We start from the raw sequence: 19,722 nt of genomic DNA, 5'->3' as shown, positions 1-19,722 counted from the left end.
TATGGAGATTCTCCAGCAGCTTACTTTTTTAGAAAGAGGCATTATAGCAGGATTAATTATTGGGTTTATATGCCCTCTCGTGGGAGCCTTCCTGCTTGTACGCAGAATTACGATAATTTCTGAAGCACTATCACATATAACCTTAACAGGCATTACTGCTGGTGTTTTTCTGAGCCAGGCGGTAATCTGGCTAAATTTTGTTAACCCTCTGTACACAGGCTTTTTATTTTCTCTCGCAGGTTCTCTGTTAGTGGAAAAGCTTCGGCAAATATACCGGCATTTTCAGGAGCTCGCTGTTCCGATAATTTTATCTTCAGGTATCGGGCTGAGCGCAGTGCTTATCAGTCTTGCCCAAAGCAGTTATAATGAATGGTACAGCTATCTTTTTGGCAGTATCGTAACAGTTACGCTGAATGATCTCTTTTTCATTATGTTTACCGGACTTGCAGCACTGCTTATTCTTGGTGCTTTCTATAAGGAGTTATTATCAATATCATTTGATCAGGAGTTTGCGGAAACAACGGGAATTTCAGTGAACAGACTGAATTTCTTTTTCGCAGTTTTAGTCGCACTGGTCATCTCCATGTCCATGAAAGTTGTTGGTATCTTGCTCGTGGGCGCGATGGTAACACTTCCGGTTGCCGCGAGTATACAGATAGCAAAGAGCTTTAAACAAGTTATAATACTCGGGATTATTTTTGGTGAAACAGCAATGATAGCAGGGATTGCTTTATCATATTACTTAAATATTGCAACCGGAGGAGTAATCGTAGTAGCCGGTGTAGTTATTCTTATAATCACAAATTTAGTGAAGCGGTTAACCCAGGCTGGAACGGCTGCTTCCTGAGTATTGTGGATAAAAGGTGGGGTGTGAAATGGACCTTAAAGAAGCGATGATTCTTTTAAAAGAAAATGGATACAAGCATACTGACAAACGAGAGGATATCCTTCAGCTTTTTTCAGACGAAAAAAGATACCTGGCTGCCAAAGATGTACTTGAACATCTGCACAAGAAATATAACGGTTTAAGCTTTGACACTATATACAGAAATTTATCTTTGTTTGCAGATCTGGGAATTTTGGAGTCCACAGAGCTGGATGGTGAAAAAAAATTCCGTTTTATGTGTTCTACAGAACATCATCACCATCATATTATTTGTCTTGAATGCGGAAAAACAAAGCATATTCATACATGCCCTATGGATACTCTTTCAGTACCTGAAGAGAAATTCAGAGTAGTTGGCCATAAGTTTGAAATATACGGATACTGTGAAGAATGCAGTTAAAAGAGGGTGTCCCAAAAGCCTAGCTTTTGGTGACACCCTCTTTCTTTACCAATTAATTGAAGTAAATGTAATTAGTTCGCTCGCATCGCTCTCGGCGGACGCGTTCCCCGGGCAACGCTTCAGCCTCCTCGGGAAAAACGCCCTGCGGGGTCTTCAGCCGTTGCTTTTCCCGCGGGAGTCGCCGCCTGCCGCTCTTTCGAGCTATTTTAATAAAATTGAAAAATAAAGAAATCGCCCCATTTGGTATAATTAAAGCACCACACCAAAACCATACCAGGAGGCGATTTCTTTATGAAACATGATCATATTTCTTTCCAAGATTATAACATGGATCAGCTGTATTTACCAATGGATCTTGAAGTAGAAATCCCAACCCATCACGTTTGTCGCATTGTCAATCGAGCCGTGGAAGAACTCGATAAGAATATTCTCTATCGGTGTTATGACGGGGGCGGACGTCCTCCTTATCATCCGAAAATGATGTTAAAAATTATCCTCTATGCCTATACACAGAAAATCTACTCCTCCAGACAAATCGCAAAACAGCTTAAGGAAAATATTTATTTTATGTGGCTGGCTCGCCACCAACAGCCGGACTTCCGCACCATTAACCGTTTTCGCTCCGAGAAAATGAAAGAAATTATCTATGAGATTTTCTTTTCTATCGTGGATCTCCTTCGGAATCATGGTCTCGTAAAGTTAGAAGACTACTTCCTTGATGGCACCAAGGTTGAAGCTAACGCCAATAAATATACGTTCGTCTGGCGAAAAGCCACCGAGCGCTACGACAGCCAGCTCAACGAAAAGTACCATAAGATTATGCAGGGTATAGAGAAGGTGATCCGGCAAGACGAGGATCACGCAGGAGAGTTGGACGAACAAGAGAAACTAGCGGCTGACCCAATCACTTCAGCTGACATCAAACAGTCCATTACTGAACTCGAAGAGAAACTGGATGAGGCACCACAAAACCGTGAGGTTAAAAAGGCGAAGCGCCTTCTTGAAAAGGATCTCCTTCCACGAAAAGAAAAATATGAGACGCAAAAAGAGATTCTGAACGGCCGAAACAGTTACTCTAAAACCGACACTGATGCGAGTTTCATGAGAATGAAGGATGACCACATGCGTAACGGCCAGCTTAAGCCAGGCTACAATGTACAGACAGGGACAGAAAACCAGTTTATCACCGGATTTAGCCTTCATCAGCGAGCTGGAGATCCAGGCTGCCTGAAACCACACTTCGATTTACTGGAAAAATACGGTCGCCGACTTCCCAACAACCTGATCGCCGATTCAGGCTATGGAAGTGAGGAAAACTACTCCTTTTGTAAAGAGAAGAAGATAGAAGCCTATGTGAAATACAGTACACTGGATAAGGAACAGACCAAAAAGTTTAAAGATCAGATCGGTCGGGTGGAGAACCTCCAATATGATGAAGAGGAAGACGAGTGGAATTGCGCTAATAATAAGCGTCTTACGTTTCAGTATAATTCTAATCGAAAAACAGAAAACGGTTATACGACGATCAAACGTGTTTACCGGTGCGTGGATTGCCACGGCTGTCCTTTCCAGGAAGTATGCGCTAAAGGAAAAGATACGAAAACGATTAGTGTGTCCATGAAGAATCAGGAACAGCGAAGGCAGGTTCGGGAACGGCTTCAGACAGAAACAGGAAGTCAGCTTTACCGGCGGAGAAAGTGTGACGTAGAGCCGGTTTTTGGACAAATTAAATATAACCGAGGCTTTAATCGGTTCCATCTGAGAGGCCTTTCCAAAACGACGCTGGAATGGGGTCTTCTTTGTATTGCCCATAACTTTCTAAAATGGGAAACACATCTGAGGTTGAAGGAACAAAAAGAAATAAAAAGAGAGCCAAAGGCAGGGTAAGAGGCCTTCGACTCTCGAAAAATTAACTAAAAAAAGCTTACAAAAAGAGGCTGTCCTTTAAAGATCGCAATTTAGCGACCTTTTGGGACAGCCTCTTTTAATTTTGGGCTTGTTAAATTTTGCTGTTTATTTTTGTTTCAATATTGAGGGCTTTGCCGAGTATGTCTTCCGCTGTTTGTTTTGCTTCATTCCAGTTATTCACCCGGTAGACGAATTGATGGACAGGGTCACGGTTATATGGTGTATCCATCAGAATTACCGGGATATGGCAATCTTCAGCAATATTACATGCATTATCGTGTTTATCTTCAAAGAAGAGTTCAATGTTGTGCTCCCTTACTGAAGCCAGTTTGTCATGTTTGCCTATAAGTTCTATATAATCATATGGGATTTCGTATTTATGAAACCATTTTTTAGTAATTTCCCCATATTCCGCTGGCCGTGCGCTTATATAATAAAGCTCATGTTCTTTCTTCCATTGGGTCAATGTAACTTTTGCATTTATGGCAAGCTCCGCAGCCTGATAAATATTCCCTTCGTGCTCCTGCATCCATTTCCAGAACTCTTCTTTATTTATACCGAGAGCTGCAGATAATTCATATTCGGTTATATCCTCTATTGTAAGTTTTTTATTAAAATGCTTATTTAAGTAAGGAAGGAAGGCGGACGGGCTTGTTACCGTGCCGTCTATATCGATTCCTAAACGACGTTTCATATGATCACCACTTTTTTTATTTAATGTAATCTCAGCCATGGCCGGTACCCCCAGGAATAAATGGCCTCTATATTTTCTTTAAAAGAAGTCCGGAAGAGGAAGTGACAGGGGATGGCTTTTCGTTAATTTGAAATCATTGTCATAGATAATCCATTATACCATTGGAATAATAAAAGTGTATCAACTGGTAAAGGAGTGAAAAAGATATGCCGCAGAATGGAAATAAAAATCCGTACAATTTCCATTTAGTAAAGAATGGGCAGAATCCCCAAAATTCAAATACTGGGCAAAGTATGAATAAACAGTCTTTAATGAATCAGCAGAACACCTTCAATCAGCAGGGCTCTGCAAACCAGCAGAGTTCAATAAACCAGAAGTACAAAATGATGACACAGCAGGCGGGCACTACGAATGGGCAGAATAACAACCAGCAAAATTTTAATCAGCAGCAGTCAGCCAGCCAGCCATTCACCCAACAAAATAGTGCGGGCCAGAACCAGGGGTCAGCTGGCAGTATAAATCAACAATATAAAATGTCACTGCAGCAGCAATCTGGAGGCTTGCAGTCCCAGACACAGCCGTCTGCTCAGGGCAGCATGAATCAGCAGTATAATAAATCGCTGCAGCAGACAACAGGACAGCAGAATAACATGCAGCAAATGACAGGTGTCCAGCAGGCCCAGTCAGGCACTCAAAGCAGCATAAACCAGCAGTATAAAGAATCAATGCAGCAACTATCAGGGAAGCAAAGTACAATGCAGCAGCCGATTGGCGGCAAGGCACAATTCGCTGCTCAGAGCAGCATGAATCAGCAGTATGAAAAATTACAGCAGCCGGTGAGCCAACAGAACTATACAGCTGCAGAGGAAAATAAAGAAATTCACAATGCTCGTCAGGAAGAGTATGAAGAAATTTTCGGTGCTTCAGAAGAACCAGAAGCAACAGCTGAAAGCAGCATAGAAAACGATGACTATCTTGAAGAAACAGCCGCGGAAATTGCTCCAGCTGCAGTTACAGCAGACAGAGTGGAAGAGGAACCAGCAGCACGGGCTGAAGCAGAGACTGAGACAGCAGAAGGAAAAGGTGTAGGTACCTTTGCAGTTGCTTTATCTATTGTCTCCTTATTTTTCATGCCGGTAATTTTTGGCGCAGCAGGTCTGGTTCTTGGTTTTATTACCGTTAACAGAAACAGTAAAGGTCTGGGTTACACCGCGATCGCTATAAGTGCATTTTCTATTATTATGAGCGTATTCTTTGCTCCATTTGTTACCTGAATGAAGCAAATACAGAAACGGCGCACGAATAATCGTGCGCCTTTCTTTTTATTCCTGGCTGCTTAGTTCAGCTTTTTGTTTCTCTTCATGCTCTTTTGCCAGTTTATCGATTTCCTTCTTCAGCTCTTCCACCATTTCAGCTTCCGGTACTTTACGGATGGTTTTACCTTTGCGGAAGAGTAATCCTTCTCCCCTTGCTCCGGCAATCCCAATATCGGCTTCTTTTGCCTCACCAGGGCCGTTTACGGCACATCCCAAAACAGAGACTTTGATCGGCGCATTGATTTTCTGTATATATTCTTCAACCTCATTCGCAATGCTGATTAGATCGATTTCAATTCTCCCGCATGTAGGACAGGAAACCAGTGTAGCTGCGTTGGCAGCGAGTCCGAACGATTTAAGAAGTTCCTTGGCAACTTTAACTTCTTCCACAGGGTCCGCACTTAATGAAATCCTGACAGTGCTTCCGATGCCCTGGTTTAATAAAATTCCAAGACCTGCAGCACTTTTTATTGTGCCGGAAAATAAAGTCCCTGATTCTGTAATACCAAGATGCAGAGGATAATCAAAGGTTTTGGACGCTTTTTCATATGCTTCTATCGCAAGCCTTACATCAGAAGCTTTCATGGAAACAATAATATCGTGGAAATCCAGATCTTCCAGGATTTTTATATGATGCAGCGCGCTTTCCACCATTCCGTCTGCAGTAGGATAGCCATATTTATCTAAAATTCGTTTTTCAAGGGACCCGGCGTTAACTCCGATTCGGATCGGAATCCCTTTTTCTTTGGCTGCTTTTACAACTGCTTCCACTTTTTCCCGGCGCCCTATATTCCCCGGGTTAAGCCTGATTTTGTCAGCTCCACCTTCAATTGCCTTCAAGGCGAGCTTATAGTCAAAATGTATATCCACTACGAGAGGGATATTGATTCGTTTTTTAATCTCCGGAATAGCCTCCGCAGCTCTCATATCCGGGCAGGCAACACGAACAATCTGGCAGCCCGCTTCTTCCAGGCGCTTAATTTCAGCTACTGTAGCTTCTACGTCATGAGTTTTGGTCATCGTCATACTTTGAATGATTACTTCGTCACTGCCGCCTATAGTAATCGGACCTACTTTGACAGGACGTGTATTCTTTCTGTGAATAATCTGGGTCAAGCTGATCGCCCCTTTATAATAAATCATAATTATATACAAATATCCTTGTATATTGTATCAGCGAGTTAACCCAGAGGCAAGGACTATGACTGATTATCTGATTCTGAACTATTATATACAGGAAAGCGGTATGCTTGTCCGGTTTGAATTCTGTGGGCTTCCGTCCCAGGATTCAGAAGTTCGAAATCCTCCGTAACTATATACGGTGGTACAGTAAGCTCCGTATCATGCAATGCCCGTACAATGCCGTAAACGGTATGGCCTGGTTCCACAATGACTTCCAGATAGTCCTGGCTGCTGGATATTTCATTGTTCCCTTCCTTTTTTTCTTCTGTATTTACCGTTGTATTGTTGCCCTCATAATGATTATCAGGTATAGTACCGTTATTCAGGTCATAGTAAGCACTTATTATGAAAAGAATAATGATTGCAAGCACCAGAACAGGCCGCATTATACTTGCTCCTTCCTGAAGGTTTTATACAGCCTATGCTTGTCCATATGTTGATATTACTGATTTTACAAACAATGTCTGATTAATTTTTGTTTAGGGAACCTTCACCAGGGAAACCCGTATATTCATATACAGAAATAATTACACTGTTTAATAAAGTTTTTTTCAAGGAGGATGGAATCCTTGGAGCTTTGTAACTTTTTGAGCGCATGAACCGTCTTAAAAAGTAGAGGCGAATTTTTCGCTCAATGCTCTTCGTTTTTTTATAGAGGACTGAAGAGCCGGTAATTTTAAAAAAGCATACTAAAATAATAATTTATGGTTCAGAAAGAGAGAGGGGTTCATCAGATGAAAAACAGATTGTGGACGGGCGTTATTGCTTTCTTTTCCTTCTGGTTTCTTTTTGTATCGGTTATTTCTGCCGATGCAGTACCAGGTGAGGTAGTCGTGACATTAGGTGAGGATCTGAATGCAGAGCAGAGAGGAAATTTACTGAATGAAATGGGAGTTGAAGAGGAAGGTACTGAAATTATTTATGTAAGTAATGAAGAAGAACATCATTACCTGGGTAATTATATAAGTGCAAATATTATTGGATCCAGAGCATTATCTTCATCAAAGATTACTCTGCTTTCTTCCGGAGAAGGGATAAATGTAGAGACAAACAGAATTACCTGGGTTTCTGAAGGCATGTACGCGAATGCTCTTGTTACAGCAGGTGTCCAGGATGCCGATGTATATGTTACAGCACCATTTGATGTGTCTGGCACAGGTGCCCTTACTGGATTAATTAAAGCATATGAAGCATCCGCGGATGTGGAAATTCCTGAGGAACAAAAACAGGTCGCTAATGAGGAACTCGTAAAAACAGCGGATTTAGGAGAAAAGCATGGAGTGGAGCAGGCATCTGAACTGATGGCCAGAATAAAAGAAGCGATCGCTGAAGAGGATGTGGAAACCGAAGAAGATCTGCGGGCTTTGATTCAGCGTCTTGCAAATGAACTGGGGATGGAATTAACAGACAGTGAACTTGACGGTCTTGTATCGTTATTTAATCGTATGAAGGACTTAAATATTGACTGGGATCAGGTTCGTACTCAGCTTAACAGTATCCGGGATAACTTAAGTGAATTCGTAAACAGTGAAGAAGGACAGGGGCTTATTCAGTCAATACTGGACTTTTTCAGCAGGCTCATTGAGGCTATCAGAGGGTGGTTAAGCTCATCGGAAGCGATACTTCCCGGAAATATTGATGCAGCAAAAGGGATTGAGGAACGGATAAAGCTATAACTGTGCTGGCTGCTTCAATATACAGAAGCAGCCAATTTATATATCTGCTGAAACTTTTTCTCCTTTTGTACGTAAATAAACATAATAATTATTTTCTGGTAAAATAAAGTTATACTATATTGGTACTGAAAGGGGGACTTTTTATGGAATTGCTCGATATAGCCTCCTTTGGCTTTTTCGTAGTATTTATCGGGACTCTGTTTATTTTCGCAGAGCTGTTTGTGAGAGCTAAGGGATTGTTCGGAGTTATTGGGATCGTAATTATGGCGATTTATTTTTCGTACCATCTTTCTGCGGCCGATAGTTTGTGGGTCGTTCTCTTGTATCTCGTAGGTCTTGGACTGATTATTTTCGATGGGAAGGTAACAACAGATGGCACTATCGCATTACTCGGTCTGCTTCTGATGGTCCTTGGTCTGGCGCTGCCTGCTCCTGGGATTATATATGGAATATTAGTCGCAATGGCCCTTATTTTAGCGGCTCCCGCTTCTTATCTGTTTACCAAAGTCTTTCCATCAAGAAATATGTGGGCAAAGATGACACTGGCAGATAAATTAACAAGTGATCTTGGCTATAATTCTATGAATGAATCCTACAAAGATCTTATAGGAAAAACGGGGGTAACTAAAACGCCTTTTCGTCCTACAGGTACAGTAGAGCTTGATGGGAAACTATACAGCGCTACTGCAGATAACCAGTGGGTACAGGCGGACCAGAAAGTAAAAGTAATTTCTGTTGATGGAACCCGCATTGTTGTAGTTCCGGAAACAGATTGACGACAGGATTAGCAAAAACCGGCCCAGTAGCCGGTTTTTTTTCGCCTAAATGTCGAAAATCTCTTGATGGAAGACAGAGATGAAAATAAAGCCATACAATTATCTTTATTTATAATAAATGAAAAATTCGAAGACATGGATTTTGTCAGTTTAACAATTATTTCGGGACTATTAGCCTATTTTTGTTTTCCTGACAAGATTCCCTAAAATTTATATTTGGATACTAATATAATCTTAGTAAGTTAAGAATTAATAGCCATTCTTCTCTAGATAAGGGCAAATCTATTGAAAAATAGAGACGCAAAGCTACGGATCTAAGGATGGGGAACGTCTATGACAGCCGGGCTGCCTAGCAGAGCAGAAGAGGAGGAGCGGGGGGAAATGGAAAAAACAGAGAACCAGAATTATGAAGCAGAATGGACGAGTTTATTAAAGGAGGCGAAGGAAATAGGCTTGACACCTGAACAAATCAGGGCTTTCTTAACAAGCAAGAGAAATTTATCCAAAGTTTAATATTCTCCTGGTCTGCTTTCTTCTACATAATCGCACCTGCCAGCACAGGACAGAGAGAAACCTTTTAACATTTGTTAAAAGGTTTTAATCTTTTTTGATATTAAAAAGGATCCTGCTAATGATGATATTCCTTAAAGGGTTTTTTCTCTTCAAGCGAAGCAAGAAGTGTGATTGGTAAATCAAGTGTCTTGAAGATTTTTTTTGTTACATCAATGGAAGGATTTTTCTTTAAGCCTCTTTCTATATAGCTTAAATATGATTTTGATACACCCGTCAATCGGGATAGTTCTGATAAGGAAATCCCTTTTTCTTTTCTTTTCTGTCTGATCACTTTTCCAATCAAAGACAAACCTCCTTTATAAAACAAAACAGCTTTTTGTTCATTATATAGCACAGGGGATTTTATTTAAAGGGGGATAAAAAAGAATAATTTGAAGAAAAAGAGAGGGATGACGATCTTATTTGTTCTTTATAAAGAATAACAACTTTTTTGAAGCTTTTCAGAATTAACACAATAAAGTATAATTAAATGCCAAATTTAATGTGGAACCTTTATCTAAAATAAGGCAATAAAAAAATGAGCTGGTATTTAACAGCTCATTTTAACGGAAGTGAATTTAATTCATTTCCTTTATTAATTTATTTTTGATTCATTTTCCATTTATTAAATTCAAGGAATTGCCTGAATTCTTCTTTAGAGATCCCGGAATCCATTGCTTCTTTAACAAGTTTGCTCCATTCATTATCAAGGCCGGAATTTCCATCCCCAGTGTTTCGGTTTTCCTCATCGTATAGAAGCTGATCCATCGAGACATCCAGCACGGAAGCTATTTTTTCTAAAAACTGAATGGATGGGTTTGTCTGGATGTTTCGTTCCAAAGCACTTAAGTACGATTTAGCTACTCCAGCTCTGTCAGCCAGTTCAGTTAAAGTCATACCTGCTTCAGAACGATACTTTTTTACTCGTTCTCCTATCATATTCCCATATCTCCTTTTATTCTGTATGTTTATACGCTGAATAATTGTAATTATTAACTATATATTCGATGAAGGTCTTGTCAGTATGACCGGCCTCTGAACAAAATACTTATGGTATACACATTAATATGAATAATATACCATACTTTTATCTCTAACACGCAATAATAATTGTATCTGTAAAAAGTGAGCAGGAAATATGCAAAAAAGCTCCAGAACTAAAGTAGCGTTCCGAAATAAATTGGTGAAGCATCCTTCGGTTATACGGTTACTCACGGTCCATAAGTTCAGTTAAGGAGTTCTTAGATCTTCCCCGTCTGTGCTTCTATTTGGTACAGGTATTTCTTTAAGTACAAAATACATCATTGCGATTGCAGTTACCCAGTATAGGGTAAAAGAAAATGGAATGAAAATCTGCATTGCTTCCAGAAGGGCAAAAAGTATGGTCGGTAATGTAACGGTATAGGCTGCAAGAACCCAGCAATGGCGGTATTTAAGCTGCGGGGCCATACTATTTTTCATGAGCAGTGCAATAAAAGATAAGGAAAAAATACCAATAAATTTCATCCCAGTAGAAAATATATACATAAGTACTATTATGAAACTAATAATAAGTGGTAATACACCACCTACACTTTCAAGCAATTCAGCTAACTCGTTACTTGTTATATTAATGTTAATTTCATTATAAGCTGCTGATTGTGGTATACCGTCCGTTACGATAGCAGCTTCCCGTTCAAAAAGGCCAATAGCAGTCCGGGCCCCTGCCAGGTCATTAGGATTCAGTTCGCCTGTTGGATCGAATATGATCAGCTCACCGTCCTCTTCAATTATTATCGGCTCATCTGTTTCTGCAGTTAATACTCCATTTTGAATTTCAAATTCAGGGAATGTTTCAGTGAGATGTCTCTCTGCGGAGTTATATACAGAGCTGAGGCTCACTCCGAGTATAACAGCTGCCGGAATAGTAGCTATTAGCATGAGGAAAAATACATACAGAATTGATTTACCTATTTTTTGAAACCGAAATTTTGATATTGTGGACGGAGAATACAAGCTCTTAAAAAATTGCTGGAATATATTCATTTCTGCACTCCTTGTTTATTATTGCCAGTTTTATATTCTTTGTTAATAACGTGAGACAAAGTCTGGTTTTTTTCAGTTATTATTTTATATGATAGAAAACTTTCAAACAAGCATTGGCTTTTTTGTCGAAACAGTGTAGGATTGTCTATGGCAAAAACTTAATAAAATCTTTACAATTGGTTAACAAAAAGTTAATAATTTGCAAGTATGATTTGTAAGGTATTGAAAAAACGTGTCATATGCTGAAATAAGGGGATGAGGTTGTTGGATGTAGCGTTAAGAGATCTTCTATTTATGTTCTTTGGTGGACTGGCTATTTTCCTGTTCGGGATTAAATATATGGGTGATGGCCTCCAAAAAACAGCGGGGGACAGGCTGCGGGATGTTCTTGATAAATTTACAAGCAATCCAATAATGGGTGTTATAGCAGGTATTATAGTTACAATATTACTACAGACGAGTACTGGTACCACCGTTCTTGCCATTGGATTGGTTAATGCCGGATTCATGACTCTTCGGCAGTCAATCGGGGTTATCATGGGAGCGAATATTGGTACAACAGTGACTGCATTTATTATCGGTCTTAAAATATCCGATTATGCTTTACCTATTATTGCAATAGGGACTTTCCTGATCTTTTTCCTGAAGAATAAAAAAGCTAATAATATAGGTCAGGTATTCTTTGGTTTTGGAGCGTTATTCTATGGACTTAACCTTATGGGACAGGGTTTATACCCGCTGCGGGAGCTTGATGTCTTTGCAGAGCTCACTGTAACGATGAGTGAGAATCCCCTTCTTGGTGTACTTATTGGTACTATCTTTACTGTAGCTGTTCAAAGCTCATCAGCAGCAATTGGTCTGCTGCAGCAGCTTTATGCTCAGGGAGCTATGGAACTCAGCGCGGCACTCCCGGTTTTATTCGGGGATAATATAGGTACAACGATAACAGCTGTGCTTGCAGCTTTAGGAGCTTCTCTGGCAGCAAAGCGTGCAGCTTTAACCCATGTTATTTTTAATTTAGTCGGTACAATTATCGTTCTGATTGTCATTAATCCTTACATCGCAATGATGCAATACATTCAGGCAGCATGGCAGTTAAATCCAGAAATGACCATTGCCGTGGCTCATGGTATATTTAACGTTTCTAACGTTATTATTCAGCTTCCGTTCGTAGCAGTGCTGGCGCTGATAGTAACAAAGCTGATACCAGGGAAGGAAAATGTTATTGAATATAAGGCGCAGCATCTTGACCCTGTGCTTATCCAGCAATCATCCTCTATAGCTTTGGGCCAGGCGAAGAAGGAAACTTTGCGTATGGCTGAGTTGTCTGAACAGGGGCTTGCTGAAGCTTCTCAATTCGTACAGACAAAACAAAAACGCCATGCTGAACTTGCGTATCAGTTTGAGGACGCAATTAATAATCTGGACAGAAAAATTACAGATTACCTTGTGAAGATATCCGCTAACTCTCTGTCAGATCATGATTCTGCTATTCACTCCACATTAATGGGAACTGTCAGAGATGTTGAAAGAATTGGGGATCACATGGAAAACATTATTGAACTTGCTGAATATCAAGTTGCTAATAAAGTGAAGATGTCCCCTGATGCTATGAATGATCTGGATGAAATGTTCAATTTAACAATTGAGACAGTAGGACAGGCTATTAAATCTCTTGAGAATGATGACATTGGCGAAGCTCGTGCGGTAGTTCTTAAAGAAGAGAAGATAGATAAGATGGAAAGGCAGCTTCGTAAAGAGCATATTATCAGACTGAACGAAGGCCGTTGTGAACCATCAGCAGGAATAATATTTGCAGATATGATCAGTAACCTGGAAAGAATCGGCGATCATGCTGTAAATATTGCAGAAGCAGTAATTGGTGAAGAATAAATAGTAAAGCCGGACTGTAAGCCAATATGGTTACTGTCCGGCTTTTGTTTTCAGGATGATTTCCGGCTGGACAGTGGCCGTGTTTTCCACGTAAATAAGATTTATTAAAAAACGTTGACAGTAAAACGAATGACATGCTATTATATTCATTGTCTCTGAATAAAATGTGGCGGTGTAGCTCAGCTGGCTAGAGCGTACGGTTCATACCCGTGAGGTCGGGGGTTCGATCCCCTCCGCCGCTACCAATAATGCAAAGAAAAGCAATGAAAGACTTTTCTAAATGGACCCTTAGCTCAGTTGGTTAGAGCAACCGGCTCATAACCGGTTGGTCGTAGGTTCGAGTCCTACAGGGTCCACCATTTGTATTCCACGGAGGAATACCCAAGTCTGGCTGAAGGGATCGGTCTTGAAAACCGACAGGGGTGTCAAAGCCCGCGGGGGTTCGAATCCCTCTTCCTCCGCCATAATTAAAACCATTGAACCAGCGGTGTGTATGCTTAGAGCGTACAGATCGTTTTTTTTTGTATAAGTGGAGGATAAATTGTAAAATTTGAGGTTAAGCTGTCGTATGTCTGACAGGCTGAAAGAGAGCCGTGTATTACCTGGCAGAAAGCAAAACACTTTCTTAATGTAGTCAAAAATGATACGATCGGTAATTGCGGCCTGGAATGGTATTAAGTTTACAATCAATGATTACAGGATTTTTTTTCCGGGGTATAACAATAAGTAATAACTTAACAGGAGTGAGAGATGTGTTTATAGAAGTCACTGACACTGCTTTGGAAGAGTTAAAGAAGAATTGTACTTCCATTTCCAAAAACAGTATTCTGATTCATTATGATACAGAGGATGGCTGAACAGTTAATGGGATTCCTGTTCTGTTGGAAACAGAACAAACAGACGACAGCCACCTGATTGCTGAAACTGACAGAAATATTCTTACTTTAGCTGTTGAAAAACAATATGAGTGGGCTTATGATGAAAACATGAAAATTGATTTTAACAGCAAGGCGCAAAGTTTCCTGCTTAGAAGTGATAATCAGATTTTTAATCCCAGGATGAAGCTGAAATCACTGTAGTGATTTCCAGAAGCTTCGAAGGATAAGACAGATTTAAATTACGGCTTGGCGGGTATACTTTTTATGCCTGTTTTTTGTGCTATTGCAAGTTCAAATATTTGAAAGGCGGTTCAATATTTGATAATGTTTAGATTGAATAGGGTAATATTTAACTGTTTTGATTAAATATTGCCAGTACGGTGCGGATAAGCTCTGTACCTACATACTACTAAAGGAGGAGATATGAAATGGCTTTTACTTTACCAGAACTACCTTATTCAGCAGACGCATTAACACCTTATATTGATGAAGAAACAATGAAAATCCACCACGGAAAGCATCATAACACTTATGTAACAAAGTTAAACGATGCTCTTGAAGGTCACAGTGATTTACAGGAGAAGAGTTTAGAGGATTTACTTGGTAACCTTGACGCGGTTCCTGAGAACATTCGTGGTGCTGTACGTAACAACGGCGGTGGACACTACAACCATACATTATTCTGGCAGATCATGTCTCCAGACGGCGGCGGAGAGCCTTCTGGCGATCTTGCAGATGCAATTAACAATGCTTTCGGAAGCTTAGATAAGTTCAAAGAAGAGTTTAAAAATGCTGCTTTAACTCGTTTTGGTTCCGGCTGGGCATGGCTTGTTGTTAAAGGAGGAAAAGTAGAAGTTACAAGCACTCCAAACCAGGATTCTCCAATCATGGAAGGCGTAACACCAATCCTTGGAGTGGATGTTTGGGAGCATGCTTACTACTTAAAATACCAAAACAAGCGTCCTGATTATGTGGATGCGTTCTTCAACGTAATTAACTGGGAAGAAGTTTCCAAGCGTTACAACGAAGCAAAATAATTACTGAAGCTGTCCTTAGCAGGGCAGCTTTTTTATTTAGGAAATTATAAAAGTTTAATTCTGTGGATAAGTCGTCCAGCTCCAGCGACGAGCGTTTTCATCACGATTATGCTTCGAGTTGTCTCGACGGATACACATCGAAGCTCTGCTGGAAGAGGAAGAGACAGCTACTCGAGGTCACTTCAGGCAGGCTGCTACCTGAATTTGCATCTCTCTGCTGAAGCACCTCGAAGTACTGGATGAAGAGGAAAAAGCAGCAATCTAATTATGCTGTCCTCCGAATCACTCACTCAAGGGATGAATTGAAGCTGATTCAGGAATTGAATCGGTTGACCAATGCCACAAAACGTACGAAAGAGCAGCAATTAGCTCAACAACAACACCGGATATACAATCGAGGAGGAAGAGGCAGTGTCTGGACCACTGGAGCAGCGGTTACTCGTTGCAGATATAAAGCGCCGCTCGTGACCAAGGCGCTTGCGCTTTTCTTTAATTGGCTATGTAGTAGGCAGAAGTTGTGTGCTTATGCCTGTGTGCAAGCGAGTGTTCTGTAGTGAAAATCAACACTAAAGTTTAACAGAGCTTTATACTTAATTAGAGTCTATTTTATTTCGAGCTGCCCGTAAAATGGACTGGCACAATGAACGCAGTGTGTTTTTGCAGTTACCGCATATCCTTTCATGCTAAGTGGCACAATAGTTATTGTTACTGCAAAAGGAGTGCGGTTCTAATGAAGAAATTATTACAGACGGTTACAGGCGGGCCGGAGATCACGAAAGACCTGATACTGCTTCTTGTAATCGGTGGATTATATTCATTAAGTGTTGCCCTTTCCAATACTTTTGTGAACGTATATCTGTGGAAACAATCAGGACAATTTATGGACCTTGCGGCATACAATCTGGCTGTCGTAGTCCTGCAGCTTCTGACATTTATACTTGCGGGCCGGTGGGCAAAGAAAATTGACCGGGTAGTGGTGCTGCGTCTTGGTGTAATATTTTTATCCGTATTTTTCTTTACAGTTTTGTTTCTTGGAGAAAATGCCGGCAGCTATTTATTGGTGCTTGGTTCACTGCTTGGTATCGGGTACGGATTTTACTGGCTGTCCTTCAATATTTTGACGTTTGAAATTACTGAACCGGAAACGAGGGATATATTTAATGGCTTTCTCGGTCTGTTAACATCATTTTCCGGAATGATCGGCCCGTTTAGTGCTGGGTTTCTTATTACTCATATGGAAAAGCTTACAGGGTACCGGCTTATTTTTGGTATTTCACTTGGCATGTTTTTGCTGGCTGTTATTTTAAGTTTTTTCATTAAACGGAGAGCTGCTGATGGCCAGTATCACCTGAGGGAAATCATGAGGCTGAGAAAAAAGTACAAAAACTGGGGAAGAATTTTAAAAGCAAACTTTTTACAGGGACTGCGGGAAGGAAGCTTTATCTTTATAATAGTCCTGTGGGTATATGTGACAACCGGAAGTGAGCTTGCGATCGGTACATATGGACTGATTGCATCAGGAGTTTCCTTCGTCGTTTATTATTGTGTAGGGAGGTTCCTGAAGCCTGTCTATCGGAAAAAGGCAATTCTGATTGGTGGTATAGTGCTTTACGCAGCTATTTTTATCATTTTATTTGAACTGTCGTTTACCCGTTTAATAATTTACGGAGTTATTGTCTCAGCAGCTTATCCTCTGCTCCTTGTACCTTACGTTTCCCTTACTTACGATGTCATTGGAAAGGGTTGGAAGGCAGCAGAAATGAGGGTGGAGTATATTGTAGTAAGAGAACTGTTTATTAACAGCGGGAGGATCATATCTATCGCCATATTAATGGTGTTTATCCTTCTTTTCGGGGAAAAGACAGGAATTCCGTTCGCCCTTGCAATATTAGGGTCCGGGCATATGCTGATCTACTGGTTCATTCGTGAGATAAATTTACAGCCTGGAGTCAAAAAAGGGTCGGTTAATGTCCAAAAAGAGAGATAAAGCAGGACTATTGTATTGATTGAAAAAACAGATGAATATGATATAATATTGTTAAATTAATTAGGAAAAAACAATGCTGCCTGCGGTGTTGGTGAACTTCGAGTTTAATTCGAACCGAACACCAATTCACATTGGGAGCCTAATATTAGAACACGTACAGCATGCCTGGTTAATGGTACGTTCAGTACTTCGGCAGGAAGCTGGAAATGTTTTTGAAGGCACCCACCTGCCTAGTGCGGGTTCGTGAAATCTGGAAGATAACCGCATTGCGGGCAAACCATTAATAGACACCTTTCAGAGGTGTCTATTGTTGCGCATAAATACTTTTTCGCTGATAATAATTATGGAGCAAAGGCTGTTGCTGTAGATTTTGCTAAGTTTAAATGCTGTCGTTGTTATAACAGCAGCTGTCATAGTAAAGTTACATGCTGAGAAAGGAATTTGTCATATATGAATGAAAAGAAAGTAAAGAAAAATCATCTGCCTGTCCGTCTTAATATATTATTTTTTCTTGTTTTCGTATTGTTTTCTGCACTGATTCTTCGCCTTGGAGTAGTACAGATTGTGCAGGGGGAAGATTTTGAAGAACAGCTTGAAAGAACTATAAATATCAGTTCTCCTGTTGAAGCGCCCAGAGGCCTGATGTATGACAGGTTTGGAAATTTACTTGTGGATAATGAGCTGCTGTTTACTGTTACTTATACAAACCGGCGGACTTCACAGGATGAGATGATTGAAACGGCAAAAAAATTAAACGAATATATTACAGTGGAAAACGACAACCCTGGGGACAGGGATTTGAGGGAATATTGGTCAATCTTAAATCCTGACGAATACTTAGAAAAACTAAGTGTGGAAGAAGCTGCTTCCGAGGGGCTCAGTGATAGTGATGCTCATCAGAGAAGGATTGATTCAATAACAGATAGTGAATTAGAATCCTTTACCAGAGAAGAGATGGAAATTTTTGCTCTCTGGAGAGAATTTAACGCAGGGTATAATAATCTGCCGCATAAAGTAAAACAAGGAATTACTTATGAAGAAGCTGCACAGATAATGGAAAATATGGAAGAGCTACCAGGAGTGGATATCATCCGTGATTCTGAAAGGAAATATGTTTATGGAGATTCTCTGACTGGCGTTTTCGGCAGGGTGGGATCCATTCCTCGTGATGACCTGGATTATTTCCTTTCCAACGGATATGAGAGAAATGAAGAGGTCGGCATAAGTTACCTTGAAGCACAGTATGAGTCAGTGCTGAGAGGCCGAAAAGGGGAACTTGAAAACTTTATGAATCAGGATGGGGACTTCTTGCGGAACCCGGAGGAAAGACTCGGAAGCCGGGGGAATGATTTAATTCTTTCTTTCGATATGGAATTACAGCAAGAGGTGGAAGAAATTCTGGAAGAGGCAATGAATGATGCAAGAAGTGATATTCTTCTTGATACCCCTGAAGCATACGTAGTTATGATGGAGCCGGATACTGGAGACATCCTCGCAATGGCAGGTTATAACGAACACATGTCTCCCCTCCCTATCATTAACAGTGCTTACGAGATGGGATCTACTATAAAGGGGGCTACTGTGCTTGCCGGCTATGATTCCGGCGTTATGCCGCCAGGGACTACAATCATTGACAGAACAGTGCAGCTTCCGGATACCCCGGATATCAGTTCACACAGACCTTTAGGAAGAATAAACGATCTTCAGGCACTTGAACAGTCTTCCAATATTTATATGATTGAAGTCGCTATGAGGAAGATTGGCTATATACCTGGTGTCTCAGGGAGAAATTGGGGCAACTATTTTGCGGGGTACGACTTTTTGAGGGATTATTTTGCCCAGTTTGGTCTTGGTGTCCAAACTGGAATAGATCTGCCAAGTGAGACATCAGGCCTTAACGGAGGCCGGGCCGAACCAGGTCGTTTACTGTATTTGTCATTCGGGCAGTTTGACACATATACTCCTATGCAGCTTTCCCAGTATATTTCAACAATAGCAAACGGTGGTTACAGGGTCGCGCCTCGTCTTGTTCAGGAAATACGGGAACCTGGCAGCTCAAAAGAGGAGCTTGGAAGGCTGTCACAGCAAATGGCACCTAAGGTCTTAAATAAAATTGATGTGGACGAAAGCTACATCAGGAGAGTACAGGAAGGGTTTTACAGAGTAAATAATGGTTCTAATGGTACTGCTACCAGATTCTTTGCTGATGCTTCATACAGTTCAGCTGGAAAGACAGGTACAGCCCAGGTATTTGTTGACGGAGAGAGAGCTAACAACCAGACCTACGTAGGGTACGCTCCTTATGATAATCCGGAAGTGACCGTTACTGTTGTCGTTCCTGGTGTGGACCGGGAAAGATCAGGTGTCGCTAACGGAATTGCTAGAGCTTCTCTTGACGCTTATTTTGAATTACAGGAAGAAAGAAACGGGCCACAGGAGAGGGAAGTCAGCGAAGATAACGATGAAGAATAAACGAAAAAGGAACCCACGAGTGTGGGTTCCTTTTTTTGAT

General features: G+C 40.8%; 19 protein-coding genes, 3 tRNA genes, 1 other RNA gene and 1 riboswitch. Of the genes, 17 read left to right on the top strand and 6 right to left on the bottom strand.

Going from position 1 to position 19,722, the window contains the following annotated elements; all coding sequences use genetic code 11:
* Position 1: 1 nt before the first annotated feature.
* The 4 genes from BK582_RS22585 (at position 2) to BK582_RS22575 (ending at position 3,173) form a co-directional block, all read left to right on the top strand.
* Positions 2-847, top strand: coding sequence for a metal ABC transporter permease (locus BK582_RS22585; protein ID WP_078597190.1), 846 nt, complete (start codon positions 2-4; stop codon positions 845-847).
* A 28-nt stretch (positions 848-875) separates the two neighbouring features.
* Entirely contained in the window at positions 876-1,286 is a 411-nt protein-coding gene (locus tag BK582_RS22580) for a Fur family transcriptional regulator (RefSeq protein WP_078597189.1), read from the top strand.
* A complete protein-coding gene (locus BK582_RS27365) occupies positions 1,270-1,512 on the top strand; it encodes a hypothetical protein (protein WP_218190756.1) in 243 nt (80 codons plus the stop codon). The genes BK582_RS22580 and BK582_RS27365 overlap by 17 nt, the downstream gene beginning before the upstream one ends.
* 65 nt (positions 1,513-1,577) lie before the next feature.
* Complete coding sequence (locus tag BK582_RS22575) at positions 1,578-3,173, top strand: IS1182 family transposase (RefSeq protein ID WP_078593299.1); 1,596 nt, start codon at positions 1,578-1,580, stop codon at positions 3,171-3,173.
* A gap of 112 nt (positions 3,174-3,285) precedes the next feature.
* On the opposite strand, the gene BK582_RS22570 is transcribed toward BK582_RS22575, so the two are convergent.
* Positions 3,286-3,927: a 5' nucleotidase, NT5C type gene (locus BK582_RS22570; RefSeq protein ID WP_244895464.1), complete on the bottom strand. Its 642-nt coding sequence runs from the start codon at positions 3,925-3,927 to the stop codon at positions 3,286-3,288.
* Between the two features lie 272 nt (positions 3,928-4,199).
* On the opposite strand from BK582_RS22570, the gene BK582_RS27935 reads away from it, so the two are divergent.
* Entirely contained in the window at positions 4,200-5,162 is a 963-nt protein-coding gene (locus tag BK582_RS27935) for a hypothetical protein (RefSeq protein ID WP_244895463.1), read from the top strand.
* 48 nt (positions 5,163-5,210) lie between these two features.
* Here BK582_RS27935 and ispG read toward each other — a convergent pair whose 3' ends face one another.
* Both ispG and BK582_RS22555 read right to left on the bottom strand, forming a co-directional pair.
* Entirely contained in the window at positions 5,211-6,347 is a 1,137-nt protein-coding gene (ispG, locus tag BK582_RS22560) for a flavodoxin-dependent (E)-4-hydroxy-3-methylbut-2-enyl-diphosphate synthase (protein WP_420841239.1), read from the bottom strand.
* Positions 6,348-6,403: 56 nt separating this feature from the next.
* Positions 6,404-6,772 (bottom strand): hypothetical protein, encoded by a 369-nt coding sequence (locus BK582_RS22555; protein ID WP_078597187.1) that lies wholly within the window; start codon positions 6,770-6,772, stop codon positions 6,404-6,406.
* Between the two features lie 348 nt (positions 6,773-7,120).
* Here BK582_RS22555 and BK582_RS22550 point away from each other — a divergent pair, with 348 nt between their 5' ends.
* The 3 genes from BK582_RS22550 to BK582_RS22540 all read left to right on the top strand — a co-directional run bounded on the left by BK582_RS22550 (position 7,121) and on the right by BK582_RS22540 (position 9,351).
* Positions 7,121-8,062 (top strand): DUF1002 domain-containing protein, encoded by a 942-nt coding sequence (locus BK582_RS22550; protein WP_078597186.1) that lies wholly within the window; start codon positions 7,121-7,123, stop codon positions 8,060-8,062.
* Between the two features lie 143 nt (positions 8,063-8,205).
* Positions 8,206-8,838, top strand: coding sequence for an NfeD family protein (locus BK582_RS22545; protein ID WP_078597185.1), 633 nt, complete (start codon positions 8,206-8,208; stop codon positions 8,836-8,838).
* Positions 8,839-9,103: 265 nt separating this feature from the next.
* Positions 9,104-9,191: riboswitch (cyclic di-GMP riboswitch) on the top strand.
* Positions 9,192-9,219: 28 nt separating this feature from the next.
* The gene (locus tag BK582_RS22540; RefSeq protein WP_078597184.1) at positions 9,220-9,351 is read left to right on the top strand and encodes an anti-repressor SinI family protein; all 132 of its coding nucleotides are present in this window, start codon (positions 9,220-9,222) and stop codon (positions 9,349-9,351) included.
* A gap of 115 nt (positions 9,352-9,466) precedes the next feature.
* Here the strand turns inward: BK582_RS22540 and BK582_RS22535 are convergent, their stop codons facing one another.
* The 3 genes from BK582_RS22535 to BK582_RS22525 form a co-directional block, all read right to left on the bottom strand.
* Positions 9,467-9,694 (bottom strand): helix-turn-helix domain-containing protein, encoded by a 228-nt coding sequence (locus BK582_RS22535; protein ID WP_078597183.1) that lies wholly within the window; start codon positions 9,692-9,694, stop codon positions 9,467-9,469.
* A gap of 296 nt (positions 9,695-9,990) precedes the next feature.
* On the bottom strand, positions 9,991-10,329 hold the full coding sequence (locus tag BK582_RS22530; protein ID WP_078597182.1) for a helix-turn-helix domain-containing protein: 339 nt from the start codon (positions 10,327-10,329) through the stop codon (positions 9,991-9,993).
* Positions 10,330-10,620: 291 nt separating this feature from the next.
* Positions 10,621-11,415, bottom strand: coding sequence for a DUF1189 domain-containing protein (locus tag BK582_RS22525; protein WP_078597181.1), 795 nt, complete (start codon positions 11,413-11,415; stop codon positions 10,621-10,623).
* Between the two features lie 255 nt (positions 11,416-11,670).
* Here BK582_RS22525 and BK582_RS22520 point away from each other — a divergent pair, with 255 nt between their 5' ends.
* The 9 genes from BK582_RS22520 (at position 11,671) to BK582_RS22480 (ending at position 19,682) form a co-directional block, all read left to right on the top strand.
* Positions 11,671-13,308 carry a Na/Pi cotransporter family protein gene (locus BK582_RS22520; protein WP_167553248.1) on the top strand — a complete coding sequence of 546 codons (1,638 nt, stop codon included), beginning with the start codon at positions 11,671-11,673 and terminating at the stop codon, positions 13,306-13,308.
* 168 nt (positions 13,309-13,476) lie between these two features.
* Positions 13,477-13,553, top strand: a tRNA-Met gene (locus BK582_RS22515).
* A gap of 37 nt (positions 13,554-13,590) precedes the next feature.
* Positions 13,591-13,667 (top strand) — tRNA-Ile (locus tag BK582_RS22510).
* A gap of 12 nt (positions 13,668-13,679) precedes the next feature.
* A tRNA-Ser gene (locus tag BK582_RS22505) sits at positions 13,680-13,772 on the top strand.
* 417 nt (positions 13,773-14,189) lie between these two features.
* On the top strand, positions 14,190-14,387 hold the full coding sequence (locus BK582_RS22500; RefSeq protein WP_167553247.1) for an iron-sulfur cluster biosynthesis family protein: 198 nt from the start codon (positions 14,190-14,192) through the stop codon (positions 14,385-14,387).
* A gap of 227 nt (positions 14,388-14,614) precedes the next feature.
* Positions 14,615-15,223, top strand: coding sequence for a superoxide dismutase (locus BK582_RS22495; protein ID WP_078597178.1), 609 nt, complete (start codon positions 14,615-14,617; stop codon positions 15,221-15,223).
* 730 nt (positions 15,224-15,953) lie between these two features.
* Complete coding sequence (locus BK582_RS22490; RefSeq protein ID WP_078597177.1) at positions 15,954-17,210, top strand: MFS transporter; 1,257 nt, start codon at positions 15,954-15,956, stop codon at positions 17,208-17,210.
* Positions 17,211-17,284: 74 nt separating this feature from the next.
* Positions 17,285-17,489: non-coding RNA, 6S RNA (gene ssrS / locus BK582_RS22485), on the top strand.
* 171 nt (positions 17,490-17,660) lie between these two features.
* Positions 17,661-19,682: a penicillin-binding transpeptidase domain-containing protein gene (locus BK582_RS22480; protein WP_078597176.1), complete on the top strand. Its 2,022-nt coding sequence runs from the start codon at positions 17,661-17,663 to the stop codon at positions 19,680-19,682.
* The last annotated feature ends 40 nt before the right edge of the window (positions 19,683-19,722 follow it).

Source organism: Evansella clarkii (assembly GCF_002019695.1).
Lineage (GTDB): Bacteria > Bacillota > Bacilli > Bacillales > Salisediminibacteriaceae > Evansella > Evansella clarkii.
This window is presented reverse-complemented; position numbering and strand designations above follow the sequence as displayed.

What these genes read in the sequence shown, in the direction of transcription:
- BK582_RS22585 (WP_078597190.1), top strand. Translation starts at nt 2, where the DNA reads ATGGAGATTCTCCAGCAGCTTACTTTTTTAGAAAGAGGCATTATAGCA.
- BK582_RS22580 (WP_078597189.1), top strand. Translation starts at nt 876, where the DNA reads ATGGACCTTAAAGAAGCGATGATTCTTTTAAAAGAAAATGGATACAAG.
- BK582_RS22575 (WP_078593299.1), top strand. Translation starts at nt 1,578, where the DNA reads ATGAAACATGATCATATTTCTTTCCAAGATTATAACATGGATCAGCTG.
- BK582_RS22570 (WP_244895464.1), bottom strand. Translation starts at nt 3,927, where the DNA reads ATGGCTGAGATTACATTAAATAAAAAAAGTGGTGATCATATGAAACGT.
- BK582_RS27935 (WP_244895463.1), top strand. Translation starts at nt 4,200, where the DNA reads ATGAATCAGCAGAACACCTTCAATCAGCAGGGCTCTGCAAACCAGCAG.
- ispG (WP_420841239.1), bottom strand. Translation starts at nt 6,347, where the DNA reads ATGATTTATTATAAAGGGGCGATCAGCTTGACCCAGATTATTCACAGA.
- BK582_RS22555 (WP_078597187.1), bottom strand. Translation starts at nt 6,772, where the DNA reads ATGCGGCCTGTTCTGGTGCTTGCAATCATTATTCTTTTCATAATAAGT.
- BK582_RS22550 (WP_078597186.1), top strand. Translation starts at nt 7,121, where the DNA reads ATGAAAAACAGATTGTGGACGGGCGTTATTGCTTTCTTTTCCTTCTGG.
- BK582_RS22545 (WP_078597185.1), top strand. Translation starts at nt 8,206, where the DNA reads ATGGAATTGCTCGATATAGCCTCCTTTGGCTTTTTCGTAGTATTTATC.
- BK582_RS22540 (WP_078597184.1), top strand. Translation starts at nt 9,220, where the DNA reads ATGGAAAAAACAGAGAACCAGAATTATGAAGCAGAATGGACGAGTTTA.
- BK582_RS22530 (WP_078597182.1), bottom strand. Translation starts at nt 10,329, where the DNA reads ATGATAGGAGAACGAGTAAAAAAGTATCGTTCTGAAGCAGGTATGACT.
- BK582_RS22525 (WP_078597181.1), bottom strand. Translation starts at nt 11,415, where the DNA reads ATGAATATATTCCAGCAATTTTTTAAGAGCTTGTATTCTCCGTCCACA.
- BK582_RS22520 (WP_167553248.1), top strand. Translation starts at nt 11,671, where the DNA reads ATGAGGTTGTTGGATGTAGCGTTAAGAGATCTTCTATTTATGTTCTTT.
- BK582_RS22495 (WP_078597178.1), top strand. Translation starts at nt 14,615, where the DNA reads ATGGCTTTTACTTTACCAGAACTACCTTATTCAGCAGACGCATTAACA.
- BK582_RS22490 (WP_078597177.1), top strand. Translation starts at nt 15,954, where the DNA reads ATGAAGAAATTATTACAGACGGTTACAGGCGGGCCGGAGATCACGAAA.
- BK582_RS22480 (WP_078597176.1), top strand. Translation starts at nt 17,661, where the DNA reads ATGAATGAAAAGAAAGTAAAGAAAAATCATCTGCCTGTCCGTCTTAAT.